This is a genomic window from Novosphingobium bradum (genome assembly GCF_042646485.1).
In the GTDB taxonomy this organism is placed as follows: Bacteria; Pseudomonadota; Alphaproteobacteria; order Sphingomonadales; family Sphingomonadaceae; genus Novosphingobium; species Novosphingobium bradum.
In genome coordinates this window covers 185585-198153 of record NZ_JBHRTQ010000001.1, presented here as the reverse complement: position 1 = coordinate 198153, position 12569 = coordinate 185585, and the positions used below count along the sequence as shown (strand labels likewise).

The following is a 12569-nucleotide window of genomic DNA, read 5'->3' as shown; positions in this document are numbered from 1 at the left end:
GCGGCCGGTTGGGGCTGGTAAGCCGGTTGGCGCCAGACCTGGCGTCAGAACTTGTATTCGAGCTTCACCCCATAGGTGCGCGGCTCGGAATACTGGCTGTAGGTGCCAAAGGCCTGGGCCGACCAGGTGATCAGGTAGCGCTTGTTGGTGAGGTTGCGAACCCAGCCGGTGACCGTGACGTGGTCGGCCGGGTCGGTCCAGGCCAGCGAGGCGTTGACCGTGGCATAGCCATTGGCAATGAAGCGCTGGGTGCGGTCGTCGGGCCGGCCGGCGAGGTTGGTGTTGGCCACGCCCTTGACCGTGGTGGTGGCCGGCGACTGGCCGGTCGACGGGTTGTTGGGGATGTAGTCGGTGGTGAAGTAGAGGCTGGAAGCCGCCACCATCTTCCCGCCGAAGGCCGCGAAGGTATAGTCGGCGCTGGCATTGCCCGACCAGGTCGGCGCGCGCAGCATCGGCAGGCCCGAAAGGTCCTGGGTTGCCGTCACGTTGAGCGAACCGTCGGCGGTGAGGCCGGCGCCCGAGGCATTGGCGAAGTCCTTGTAGCGGGCATGGATGTAGGCCGCGCCCACCGCCAGGTTCAGCCCTTCCGCCGGCTTGATGGCGAAGCTGGCTTCCGCGCCGTAGCTTTCGGCCGACTTGGCGTTCTGCAACAGGGTGGAAGGCTGGAGCGAGCCGCCGACGTTGATCGTGGTGGTGACCGTGGTCTGCAAGCCCTTGTAGTCATAATACCAGGCCGAGGCCTCGAACCGGAACAGGTCGGTGACCGTCTTGAAGCCGGCCTCGTAGGCCCAGACCGTTTCCTGGTCGGCCGGGATGATCGTGGCCAGCGAGGTGAAGCTGGTCTGGTTGAACATCCCCGACTTGAAGCCCTTGGACACCGAGGCGTAGATGTTGGTCCGGTCGGCCAGGTTGTAGCGGATGTTGAAGCGCGGGGTGAAGGCGCTGTAGTTCTTCGTGATCGGGGTGAGCGTCGTCGCCGCGGGCGCGGCGCTGTTGTTGTGGTAGAACGACTTGCCTTCCCAGCTATACCGCCCGCCCGCCGTGATGAACAGCTTGTCCGACACGTCGAAGGTCGCATCGACATAGCCCGAGGCCGCGGTCGACTTCGACACGATGCGGGTGTTGCTGAGCACGGTGAAGTTGGAGACGCGGTCGGAATCGACCGTGTACTTGTCGTAGTAGTAGAGGCCGCCCACGGTCAGGTTGAGGTGGTCGATCGCATCGATGTTGTAGTCGATCGCCTGCTGGAAGGTGCGTTCCTTGTTGCGCGCGATGGTGGTGCTGTAATCCCGCTTGGTCCCGTCGAAGTCATACTTCTGGGGAAGATCGTCCGAATCGTAGCTGGTGTAGGACGACAGCGTGCCGATGCCGGTCTTGAGCTTCAGGGTCATCGTGCCCTGATGCTGCTTGATCTTGAAAATGCTGCCGAAATTGGTCGACGACTTGTCGATCTCGCTGGTGTCGGTGGTCGGATCGAAATAGGTCGTGGCATTGGCCGGGATCGAAACCCCGCGGATCGGCAACTGGCTGCGTTCCACCCAGGTGCTGCCGCGCGGATCGCTGACGAAGGTGTAGTTGTAGCCCAGGATCGCGGTCAGGTTCGACGAGAGGTCGAACTGGAGCTTGGCCCGCAGCGACTGGCTGTCGAACGGCGAGGACCAGAAGCCATCATCCAGCGACGGGGTGGCCTTGGTGCCGACATCGCGGATGTAGCCGTGGTTGGAGCGGCTGTAGCCGGCGATCGAGAACTTGACCCCCTGCCCGAGCGGCCCGGACAGATAGGCCGACATCCGCTTTTCATCGAGATTGCCGTAGCCGACCATGGCCTTGCCGGTGAGCGTGTCCGACGGGGTCAGCGTGGTCATCAGGATCGCGCCGCCCATGGCGTTGCGGCCATAGAGCGTGCCCTGCGGCCCCTTGAGGATCTGCACCCCCTCGACATTGGCGATATCGGCGTTCGCGACCAGCGGGTTGGTCTGGTAGAAACCGTCGATATAGGTGGCGACGTTGTTCTCGTTGCCCGAACCCACCGCCTGGGTGGTGATGCCGCGGATCGCGGGCTGGGTATAGGCACCGTTGCGCGAGATCGAGACGCCGGGCGAAAGCTCGCCCAGGTCCTGGTAGCGGGTGAGACCGGTGCGAGCGAGCGTTTCAGGCGTGATCGCGGTGATCGAGGCCGGAACGTCCTCGATCCGTTCGGCCCGGCGCTGCGCCGTCACGATGATATCGGTGCTTTCCGCCCCGGCCGGAGCGGCCTGGGCCAGGGCCGGCGACGCCAGCCCTGCCACGGCAGCCACGCCCGACGCCGACAGCAGCAGGCGCGCGACAAAAGTCTTCCTCATGGTATTCCCCTCCAGGTTATTGTTTTCATTCTTTGCGGCGCAAGGTTGCAAATGCAGTGGCCGCTGACAATGGGGTTTTTCCGCAGTCCACAAAATTCTTCGCCCCCTCGCGGGCCGCCTCAATCCTTGTATTCGGGGCAGAGCCGATCGAGCTTGCGAAGCCAGGCCGGCCACAACAGGTTGCGGGCAAAGTGGGCGCTGTGTTCGTTCCGCACGCCGTAGTTGGCATCGACATGATCGAGCACGGCCTGGTCGGGCAGGTGCAGCGGCCGGCCCATCGACAGCGCCCGCACCTGCACCGAACAGGCCGTTTCCAGCAGGAACATCCGGTGGAAGGCCTCGGCCACGGTGGCGCCGATCGCCATGGTGCCGTGGTTCCGCAGGATCATCAGGTCGCGCGTGCCCAGCGCCCTGGCCATCCGCTCGCGCTCTTCGGGGCGCACGGCCGGGCCTTCGTATTCGTGGATGGCGATCTTCTTCCACATGGTGGTCGCCAATTGGCCGATCGGCAGGATGCCTTCCTCCAGCGCGGCCACGGCGCAGCCGTCATGGGTGTGCAGGTGGAGGATGCAGCCGGCATCCGCGCGCGCCAGGTGGACCGCGCTGTGGACCACGAAGCCGGCCCGGTTCACCGGATAGCCGTTGTCCGAGAGGATATTGCCATCGACATCGACCTTGACCAGGTTGGAGGCGGTCACCTCCTCGAACAGGAGGCCGAAGGGATTGATCAGGAAGGCTTCCGGCTCGCCTTCGCGGCTGGGCAGGCGGGCGGTGAAATGGGTGCCGATCCCGTCGTCCCACTTGAACAGGGCGGCGAGGCGATAGGCGGCGGCCAGGTCGCGGCGGATGGCCAGTTCCTCGACCGAGGGCGGGGCGACCGTGGGCGCCGGCCCGCTGCGAACCATGGTCTGGTCTTCCATCGTGCCATCTCCTTGCGTAAACCCTTGTCGTTGCGGCACAGACTACAAGAGCGCCATCACATCGCCAACACGGTTGTGATGAAGCGCGTCGAGGGAGAACAGGCGGCCATGGCGAGATTCCTTCTGGTGCACGGAGCCTTCCACGGCGGCTGGTGCTGGTACAGGCTGGTGGCCGAACTGGAACGGCGCGGCCACCGCGCCCTGGCGCCCGACCTGCCGGGCCACGGCCGCCACGCCGCCCCGGCGGCCGAGGCGTCGCTCGCGCGCTATGCCGATCATGTCGCCACCCTGGCCCGGGCCGAGCCGGATCCGGTGATCCTGGTGGGCCATTCGATGGGCGGGGCGGTGATCACCGCCGCCGCCGAACTGGCGCCGCAAGCCTTTGCCGCGATCGTCTATCTCACCGCCTTCCTCGCGCCCGACGGCGGATCGATGGCCGGCGGGCTGTCGGCCCTGCCCGCGCCCGGCGGACTGATCGCCCACGATCCCAAGGCCGAGCCGCTGCTCTATCACGATTGCCCGGCAGAGGATGTGGTTCTCGCCCGGCTGTGCCTGACCGCGCAGCCCCGCCAGCCGCTGGTCGACACGATCCGCCACACGCCGCAGCGCTGGGGTTCGGTGCCGCGCCACTACATCGGCTGCACGCTGGACCGGGTGTTCCCCATCGCCGGCCAGCGCGCCCAGGCCGAGGCCCAGCCCGGCACCCGCTGGAGCGAACTGCCCTCGGGCCATTCGCCGTTCTTCGCCATGCCCGACCGGCTGGCCGACGCGCTGGAGCAGGTGGCGGCGGGCGACCAGGGCGGGATGACATTGCCTTGAAGCGCAAAGCCCTTCCCCGGTGGGGAAGGGTTGGGATGGGGGGTCACGCCAGCGCGGTGCCCCCCACCCGCGTTACCCCCACCCCCAGCCCCTCCCCAATGGGGAGGGGAGACCAGCGCTGCCATCTCATGTCATGAGGTTCCAGACCCTGTTTCCGTTTCACGGAAACAGGTGCGGCACCGGCCCGCCTCAGGCGTCGAGGTGGCGCAGCAGGCGGCCGGGGCGCGCGCCGGTTTCCACATCGTTGCAGCGGGTCATCTCGCCGGCGACGAAAGTGGCGAGATAGCCAACCGAATCCTGCTGCAACCGCCCACCCCCGCTTGGCAGGTCGCGCACGAAGCGCGGCGGCAGGAGGCCGAGCCGGTCGAAGTCGATCACGTTGATATCGGCCCGCTTGCCCACGGCCAGGGTTCCCCGGTCGGCGAAGCCGTAGAGCTCGGCGGGCGCCCCGGTCAGCTTGTGCACCGCCAGCTCCAGCGGGACCGTGGGGCCGCGCTTGCGGTCACGCGCCCAGAAGGCGAGCTGGAAGGTAGGCATCGAGGCGTCGCAGATGATCCGCATATGGGCGCCGCCATCGGACAGGCCGATCATGATGCCGGGATCCTGCAACATCGCGTGGACGTGATCGAGCGAGCCTTCGGGGTAATTGAGCGCGAAGCTGATGTTGTAATTGCTGCCATCGCCCCTGGCATAGTGATCGTAGATGAAGGCATCCGGGGTCTGCCCGGCGGCGGCGGCGAGCGCGCCGACCTTGCGATCTTCCGTGGGCTCGCAATCGAGCGGATCGGTCAGCACATAGGTGCCCGGCAGGCGCGCCATCGCGCCATTGAGCATCTTGAGCACCGCCGGATTGCCGGCGAATTCGCCATCGACATCGGCCTCGCCCAGGATCGCGGCGCGGCGGGCCGGATCGCGCATGGCGGCTGCGCGCTCGGCCAGCGGCAGGTGGGCTATCGCGCGGTAGGACGGCCGGCGCACGAACACGTGGTAGGTGTCGAGCATCTGGACCGCGCCCAGCCCGCGCGGCGAGGTCTGCGGGCGCAGGTCCAGCCCCTCGGCGCGGGCGCGGCGGCTTTCCTCGGCCAGAACCGCGCAATCGCCCGGATCGGCGGCGAATTCGAACAGGGTATAGGTCACCGGCCGGCCGGCGGCGCGGGCGATGGCTTCGAGCCGGCGATGCTCGGCCAGGCGCCCCTCGCGGCCCAGCGGCTCGGTGACCGCCGCGCCGTTGGCGCCCTTGGGGATCATCTGGAACACGCCGCGCCCGCTTTCGCCCATGGCCCGGGCCAGCGCGTGGAGTTCGTCATCGTCGGCGAAGGTGCCGGGCACCTGGGCGCCCTTGCTCGAATAGTGGGTGGTGATCCGCCCGTTGGAAAAGCCCACCGCGCCCGCCGCCATGGCTTCGCGGACCAGCGCGGCCATCTTTTCGATGTCCTCGGGCGTGGCCGCTTCGTGGCGCAGCGCCCTTTCGCCCATCACATAGACGCGCAAGGGCGCGTGGGCGATGTTGGAGCCGATATCCATGGTGTAGCGGCGCTCGGCCAGGCGATCGAGATATTCGGGATAGCTCTCCCAGTCCCAGGCGAGGCCTTCTTCCAGCACGATCTCGGGGATGTCCTCCACCCCTTCCATCAGCTCCATCAGTTGCTGGCGGTGCTGGCCCACCGGGGCGAAGCCCACTCCGCAATAGCCGGCCAGCGCCGTGGTCACCCCGTGCGAGAAGCTGGGGTCCATGCGGTCGTCCCACAGGAACTGGCCGTCATAGTGGCTGTGGATGTCGATGAAGCCCGGGGTCACCACCGCGCCCCTGGCATCGACCGTGCGGCGGGCCGGCGCGGTGATCGTGCCGATCTCGGCGATGCGGCCATCGATGATGCCGATGTCGGCGGTGAACGGCGGCGCGCCGGTGCCATCGACGATGGTCCCGCCCGCAATCACGGTATCGAACATTGGCCTCTCCACATCATTGCCGCGCGCTTGCCTGGCCGCGAAGCTTGAGGCTATCCTACCGGAAACGGCGGATACATCACAGCCGTGATTTGGCCCGGCCCCATGGCAGGGACCGGACAATCCCCGCGGGAAGGATGCCATGCCGATCAGAACCGAGCCGGTCGAATATGCCTTTGGCGATCTCGTCCTCGAAGGCCTGTGCGCCTACGACGACAGCGCCCCGCCCCGCCCCGGGGTGCTCGTGGTCCACACCGCGCTCGGGCCGGGCCGGTTCGAGGCCGAGCGGGCCGTGGCCCTGGCCGAAATGGGCTATGTCGGCTTCGTCGCCGATCTCTACGGGCGCGATGCCCATTACGAAAATGACGAGGAAGCGATCGTCTTCGCCCGCAGCCTGGTCCGCCTCGCCGGGGCGTTCGACGGGCGGATGGCCGCCTCGATGGCGGCCCTGCGCGCCCACCCGGCGGTTGATCCCGCGCGCACCGCGGCGCTGGGCTTCTGCCTGGGCGGGCGGGCCGTGCTCAACCTCGCACGGCTCGATGATCCGGTGGCCGGGGTGATCTCGTTCCACGGCGGGCTGATGCCCCACCCGGAGAAGAAGGCGGTGGCGCCGATGCCGGCCCGGGTGCTGATCTGCCACGGCTGGCACGATGTCTACGATCCGCCCGCCCATATCATGGCCGTGGGCGAGGAGCTGACCGAGGCCGGGGCGGACTGGCAGATCCACGCCTATGGCGCCGCCGGCCACGGCTTCACCGATCCCTACAAGACCCCCAAGGGCGAGTTCCACCGCTACATCGAGCTTGTCGCCCGGCGCTCGTGGCAGGCCACCGGCAATTTCCTCGCCGAACTGTTCCCGCCCGCAGGCTAGGCCACCCCCCCAGCATTTCATTCCCGGAGATCCTGCCCGATGCAGACCTACCAGATGTTCATCGCCGGCCGCTGGGTCGAGGCGAGCGGGGGCGAATGGATCGAATCGGTCGATCCCTATCGCGGCAAGGCCTGGGCGCGCATTCCGCGCGCCACCCCGGCCGATGTCGATGCGGCGGTGGAAGCCGCCCACGCCACGCTGAAATCGCCCGAATGGCGCGCCCTTACCCCCAGCGCGCGCGGCGACCTGCTGCGGAAAGTCTCGGCGCTGCTGGTGGAGAACGCCCAGCTGCTGGCCGAGATCGAAACCCGCGACAACGGCAAGCTGGTCAGCGAAACCCGCCACCAGGCGATCTACGTGGCCCGCTCGGTCGACTATTTCGCGGGCCTGGCCGACAAGATCGAGGGCATTGTCATGCCGCCCGAGCGGCCCGGCCTGCTCGGCTATACCCAATACCAGCCGATCGGCGTGGTCGCGGTGATCACGCCGTGGAACTCGCCGCTCCAGATCGCCACGATGAAGATGGTCAACGCGCTGGCCGCCGGCTGCCCGGTGGTGGTCAAGCCGAGCGAGTTCACCTCGGCCTCCACGCTCGAACTCGCCCGCCTGTTCGAGCAGGCGGGCTTTCCGGCCGGCGCGGTCAACGTGGTGACGGGCTATGGCTCGGAAATCGGCGATGCCCTGGTCACCCACCCGAAGGTGGCCAAGATCACCTTCACCGGCGGCTCGCCCACGGGCGCGCGGATCAATGCCCTGGCCGCGCCCAGCCTCAAGAAGGTGGTGCTGGAACTGGGCGGCAAGTCGCCCAACATCGTGTTCGACGATGCGAACCTGGACAATGCAGTGAAGGGCGCGATCCTCGGCATCTTCGCCTCATCGGGGCAGACCTGCATCGCCGGCTCGCGCCTCCTGCTCCAGGAAGGCATCCACGATCGCTTCGTGGAGAAGCTGGTCGCCAAGGTCGCCACGCTCAAGGTCGGCGATCCCACCGATCCGGCGGTCAACATGGGGCCGATCACCACCCGCCCGCAGTTCGAGCGGGTGCTGCACTATCTCAAGGCGGGGATCGAGGATGGGGCAACCTGCGCGATCGGCGGCCAGGCGCTGCCGGGCGGCGGGCAGATGGTCCAGCCCACCATTTTCACCGATGTCACACCCGCCATGCGGATCGCCCGCGAAGAGATCTTCGGACCGGTCCTGTCCGTGCTGAAATTCAGGGACGAGGCCGAGGCCTTGGCCATCGCCAACGACGCCGACTATGGCCTGGCCTCCGCCGTGTGGACCGCGGACATGGGCCGCGCCTTCCGCATGGCCGAGGCGATCGAGGCGGGAACCACCTGGATCAACACCTACCGCGTCTCCAGCCATGCCCTGCCTTTCACCGGCTACAAGGCGAGCGGGCTTGGCAGCGAGAACGGCCAGATCAACCTGCTCAACTTCATGAAGCCCAAGACCGTGTTCATCAATCACGGCGCGCCGATCACGGTGCCGTTCATGGATTGAGCGCCATGGTTGCGGGCGGGCCGGCTCTCTCCTAGAGTTGCCCCGTCCCGCGGCCGTGGCGATCGATGCGGCCGGAGACGGGCCGGGGATCAGCAGCTTGTCTTCCAAGATCGTCAAATCCGCCGGGCGCACGATCCTGGTGCTCGAACTGTTCGCGATCTGGCGCCGCCCGGCGACCGCCTCGGAAATCGAGGCCGCGCTGGATATGCCGCAGTCGAGCACCTCGGTCCTGCTGCGAAGCCTGATCGAACTGGGCTATCTCGATCAGGACCCGGTGACCCGGCGCTATTTTCCCACCCTGCGCGTGGCCATGCTGGGCGACTGGATGCGCTCGTCCGTTTCGGAAAAGCTCCACGCCGAACATATCGACGCCCTGCGCGATGCCACCGGCGAAACCGCGCTGGTCGGCCGGCGGCTCGGCTCCTCGGTCCACTACGTGCAGATTTCGCGCTCGGGCCAGGAACTCCAATACTTCGTCCACGAAGGCACCCGCCGGCCGCTGTGCTCCAGCGCCTCGGGCCGGGCCTTGCTCAGCCTGATGCCGGATTCGCAGGTGCTGCGAATCGTGCGGCGGTTCAACCAGGCCGCCGCCACCAGCGCCGAACAGATGAGCGAACAGGTCCTGCTCGATGTGATCCGCACCATCCGCGCCACCGGCATCTCGGAAACCAACGTCCTGCTCGATGGCGAGCGCGACAGCCATGCCATCGCCATGCTGATGCCCGCGCGCGAGGGCGAGGAACGCTTCTCGCTGGGCATCGCCGGCCCGCGCGAGCGCGTGCTGCGCCACCGCTCGGGCCAGATCGCCGCCCTGCGCGACTGGATCGCCAAGCATAGCACCTGACGCGCGCCCGTTCGCGGCCCCCGCCGGGCGGCTCGCTTGCAATCACCCGGCTCGCCACTAAGCTTGCCCCAAACACAAGAACGCATGGGAGATTGCACGTGAGCGGACAACGGCTGGATGGGCAGCGTCAGGATGGGCAGCGGCTCGATGGCCGGGTGGCCCTGATCACCGGCGGCGGCGGGGCGATCGGCGCGGCCACGGCGATCCGGCTGGCTCGGGCCGGCGCGCGCCTGGCCATTGCCGATATCCGCCGGGAACCGGCCGAACAGGTCGTCGCCACGCTGCGCGGGGAAGGGTTCGACGCCGAGGCCTTCGTCGTCAACCTCGCCCACGAGGCCGAAATTCTCGCCATGGTCGAGGCGGTCATGGCCCGCTTCGGCCAGATCGACATCCTCCACAACAACGCCGCGCTCGGCGGCAAGCCGTTTGCCGCCGACAAGACCCTGCTGGAGATGACCGCCGAGGTCTGGGACCTGACCTTCGCGGTCAATGTGCGCGCGCCGATGCTGCTGGCCAAGGCCGTCCTGCCGCAGATGATCGCGCGCGGCGGCGGGGCGATCGTCAACACCTCCTCGGGCGTGACCGACATCACCTCGACCGAGGCCTTCACCGCCTATGCCCCCTCGAAGGGCGCGCTCCAGATCCTCACCCGCTACATCGCCGCCCAGGGCGGGCCGCACAACATCCGCTGCAATGCCGTGCTGCCGGGCGTGGTGCTGACCGAGGGGATGCAGGCCATGTTCGGCGACGACCAGCTCAAGGTCATGTCGGACCGGTTCATGCTGAAGCGCGTGTGCCTGCCCGAAGACATCGCGGCCATGGTCCATTTCCTCGCCTCGGACGATGCCCGGCAAGTCACCGGCGAGCTGATCCGGGTCACCGGCGGCCGCTGACCGGACATGATCGCTGCCGATGCCCCGTCCGCCCGCGCCGAATGGCGCAACGGCTGGACCGTGGTCCTCGCCGCCCTGTTCGGGATCGGGCTGACCTCGAGCCACGTCTACCTGATGGGACCGTTCATCGCGCCGATCGAACGCGACTATGGCTGGACCCGCGCCCAGATCAGCGCCGGGGTCGGCGTGGTCACCTTCCTCGGCGCGGTCAGCGCGCCCTTCGTGGGCATTCTGCTCGACCGGGTCGGGCCGCGCCGGGTGGCCCTGCCGGGCGCGGTGGTGTTCTGCGCCACCCTCGCCCTGATGGGCCTCGCCCCCGCCAATGTCCGGGTGTGGTGGGTGATGTGGACCATGGTCGGGGTCGGCGCGGTGATGATCAAGCCGACCACCTGGACCATGGCCGTCGCCGGCCTGTTCGACCGGAGCCGCGGCCTCGCCCTCGCCGTCACCCTGTGCGGGACGGGGCTGGCCTCGTCGGTCCTGCCGATCCTGGTCACCTGGCTGATCGACACCCACGGCTGGCGCGCGGCCTATCCGCTCACCGCCGGGATCATGGCGCTGGTCGTCCTGCCGCTGTTCTTCCTGTTCTTCCACGGCGCCGCCGACCAGCGCCGCCGCCGGCCCGTCGCGGCCAGCACTCCCCCGCCAGAGGCGGTCGGCGCCACGGTGCGCGAGGCGCTGCGCTCGGCGCGCTTCGCCAAGCTGACCCTGGCCGGCTTCGTCTTCACCACCGCCGCGATCGGGATCACCGCCAACCTCGTGCCGATCCTCGGCTCGATGGGGCTGAGCCGCACCGAAGCGGCGGGCGTGGCCGGCCTCGCCGGGCTGACCTCGGTGATCGGCCGGCTGGGCACCGGCTTCCTGATCGATCGCTTCAACGGCAATTACGTCGGCGGGATCTGCGTGCTGATCCCGATGATCGGCTGCGCCATGTTCCTCGCCTGGCCGGGCAATGTCCCGCTGATGATGGTGGCGGTGATCGTGCTGGGCCTGGCGCTCGGCGCCGAGCTGGACATCGTCGCCTATCTCACCACCCGCCACTTCGGCACGGCCAGGTTCGGCACGATCTTCGGCATGGTGTCCTCGGTCTGGTCGCTGGCCGTCGCGGTCGGCCCCACGCTCGCCAATCACCTCTATGACCGCACCGGCTCCTATGCCCCGGCGATCTGGGCCTTCCTGCCGTTATTCGCGGTGGCATCCGGGTGCCTGTTCACGCTAGGGCCGTTTCCGAAGTTCACCGGCTCGGCGCCGCAGGCAGGTGCCAGCCCGACCTCGTGAGGGGGAAGGAAACACCATGCTCAACACGCTCGACGACTATCCCATCCACCAGACCTCGGACCCGATCGCGATCCCCGCCTCGACCGACCGCAACGTCTACGACCGCGCCTGGTACAACGGCTATGCCGCCGATGGCTCCTATTACTTCGGGCTGGGCTTCACCTTCTACCCGCACCGCAACATCCTCGAATGCCACTTCAGCGTGGTCGAACAGGGTGGCCGGCAGCACTGCTTCTACGCCTCGCGCCGCGCCCCGATCGAACGGACCGATCTCGCCATCGGCCCGGTGCGCTACGAGATCGTCGAACCGATGCGCCAGGCCCGGCTGGTGATCGACGACAACGCCAGCGGCATCTCCTGCGATCTCACCTATACCGCGCAGACCGCCGCGATCCTCGAACCCAAGCTCATCTTCTGGTCGGGCACCCGCAAGACCCGCGATTCCAGCCGGTTCACCCAGTTCGGCCGCTGGCAGGGCACGATCCGCCATCCCGATGGCGAGATCCGGGTCGACCACACGGTGTGCCACGCCACCAAGGACCGCTCGTGGGGCATCCGCGCGCTGGGCGAGGCCGAGGGCGGCGCCCCGCCGATCGCGGCCTCGAAGGGGATGTTCTTCGTCTGGGCGCCGCTGATCTGGGACGATCACGTGACCCACGCGCTGATCTACGACGATGGCGAGGGCCGCCCGCTCCAGCGCGCCGGATTCGTCGCGCCGCGCTTCGCCGATCCGGCCGATCTTCTCCAGCCCACCGAGGGCGGCGAGGACCACATGGCCGATGTCCGCTCGCGCGTTCGCTACCTGCCCGGCACGCGCCTTGCCGCCCATGCCGAGGTCGACATGGTCGATGGCGCGGGCAACACCCGCACCATCCACTGCGATCCGATCCTCAAGTTCCAGATGAAGGGGCTGGGCTATGGCCATCCCGCCTGGGGCCAGGGAATGTGGCACGGCGAGCTGGCGATCGAACACGAATCCTTCGATCCCAATGGGGTCGATCCGCTCGCCCGCGAGAATATGCACGTCCAGCAGGTCGTCCGCGTGAGCGACGGCCAGCGCACCGGGATCGGCGTGTTCGAGCACATCTGCTCCGGCCCCAACAAGCAGGCCGGCTTCAAGACCGCGACCGACGCCGGCTGATCAGCCGGCTG

At 68.0% G+C, this 12569-nt stretch carries 10 protein-coding genes; 7 read left to right on the top strand and 3 right to left on the bottom strand.

Features of this window, described 5'->3' with window-relative positions; translation table 11 throughout:
* Window positions 1–44: 44 nt before the first annotated feature.
* Complete coding sequence (locus ACFOD9_RS00880; RefSeq protein ID WP_379508194.1) at window positions 45–2342, bottom strand: TonB-dependent receptor; 2298 nt, start codon at window positions 2340–2342, stop codon at window positions 45–47.
* Window positions 2343–2461: 119 nt separating this feature from the next.
* A complete protein-coding gene (locus tag ACFOD9_RS00875; protein ID WP_379508193.1) occupies window positions 2462–3262 on the bottom strand; it encodes a class II aldolase/adducin family protein in 801 nt (266 codons plus the stop codon).
* A gap of 108 nt (window positions 3263–3370) precedes the next feature.
* Here ACFOD9_RS00875 and ACFOD9_RS00870 point away from each other — a divergent pair, with 108 nt between their 5' ends.
* Window positions 3371–4081, top strand: coding sequence for an alpha/beta fold hydrolase (locus ACFOD9_RS00870; RefSeq protein WP_379508192.1), 711 nt, complete (start codon window positions 3371–3373; stop codon window positions 4079–4081).
* Window positions 4082–4270: 189 nt separating this feature from the next.
* Here ACFOD9_RS00870 and ACFOD9_RS00865 read toward each other — a convergent pair whose 3' ends face one another.
* Window positions 4271–6031, bottom strand: coding sequence for an N-acyl-D-amino-acid deacylase family protein (locus ACFOD9_RS00865; RefSeq protein WP_379508191.1), 1761 nt, complete (start codon window positions 6029–6031; stop codon window positions 4271–4273).
* 139 nt (window positions 6032–6170) lie between these two features.
* Between ACFOD9_RS00865 and ACFOD9_RS00860 the strand changes: the two genes are divergently transcribed.
* From ACFOD9_RS00860 to ACFOD9_RS00835, 6 genes are all read left to right on the top strand, one after another.
* The gene (locus tag ACFOD9_RS00860) at window positions 6171–6899 is read left to right on the top strand and encodes a dienelactone hydrolase family protein (RefSeq protein ID WP_379508190.1); all 729 of its coding nucleotides are present in this window, start codon (window positions 6171–6173) and stop codon (window positions 6897–6899) included.
* A 39-nt stretch (window positions 6900–6938) separates the two neighbouring features.
* Window positions 6939–8402 carry an aldehyde dehydrogenase gene (locus tag ACFOD9_RS00855; protein WP_379508189.1) on the top strand — a complete coding sequence of 488 codons (1464 nt, stop codon included), beginning with the start codon at window positions 6939–6941 and terminating at the stop codon, window positions 8400–8402.
* A 97-nt stretch (window positions 8403–8499) separates the two neighbouring features.
* The gene (locus ACFOD9_RS00850; protein ID WP_379508188.1) at window positions 8500–9246 is read left to right on the top strand and encodes an IclR family transcriptional regulator; all 747 of its coding nucleotides are present in this window, start codon (window positions 8500–8502) and stop codon (window positions 9244–9246) included.
* Between the two features lie 98 nt (window positions 9247–9344).
* Complete coding sequence (locus tag ACFOD9_RS00845; protein ID WP_379508187.1) at window positions 9345–10139, top strand: SDR family NAD(P)-dependent oxidoreductase; 795 nt, start codon at window positions 9345–9347, stop codon at window positions 10137–10139.
* A gap of 6 nt (window positions 10140–10145) precedes the next feature.
* Entirely contained in the window at window positions 10146–11417 is a 1272-nt protein-coding gene (locus tag ACFOD9_RS00840; protein WP_379508186.1) for an MFS transporter, read from the top strand.
* A 16-nt stretch (window positions 11418–11433) separates the two neighbouring features.
* A complete protein-coding gene (locus ACFOD9_RS00835) occupies window positions 11434–12558 on the top strand; it encodes a hypothetical protein (RefSeq protein WP_379508185.1) in 1125 nt (374 codons plus the stop codon).
* Window positions 12559–12569: the final 11 nt, after the last annotated feature.

Excerpts from the sequence above, each read along its gene's own strand:
- ACFOD9_RS00880 (WP_379508194.1), bottom strand. The coding sequence starts at position 2,342 with ATGAGGAAGACTTTTGTCGCGCGCCTGCTGCTGTCGGCGTCGGGCGTG.
- ACFOD9_RS00875 (WP_379508193.1), bottom strand. The coding sequence starts at position 3,262 with ATGGAAGACCAGACCATGGTTCGCAGCGGGCCGGCGCCCACGGTCGCC.
- ACFOD9_RS00870 (WP_379508192.1), top strand. The coding sequence starts at position 3,371 with ATGGCGAGATTCCTTCTGGTGCACGGAGCCTTCCACGGCGGCTGGTGC.
- ACFOD9_RS00865 (WP_379508191.1), bottom strand. The coding sequence starts at position 6,031 with ATGTTCGATACCGTGATTGCGGGCGGGACCATCGTCGATGGCACCGGC.
- ACFOD9_RS00860 (WP_379508190.1), top strand. The coding sequence starts at position 6,171 with ATGCCGATCAGAACCGAGCCGGTCGAATATGCCTTTGGCGATCTCGTC.
- ACFOD9_RS00855 (WP_379508189.1), top strand. The coding sequence starts at position 6,939 with ATGCAGACCTACCAGATGTTCATCGCCGGCCGCTGGGTCGAGGCGAGC.
- ACFOD9_RS00840 (WP_379508186.1), top strand. The coding sequence starts at position 10,146 with ATGATCGCTGCCGATGCCCCGTCCGCCCGCGCCGAATGGCGCAACGGC.
- ACFOD9_RS00835 (WP_379508185.1), top strand. The coding sequence starts at position 11,434 with ATGCTCAACACGCTCGACGACTATCCCATCCACCAGACCTCGGACCCG.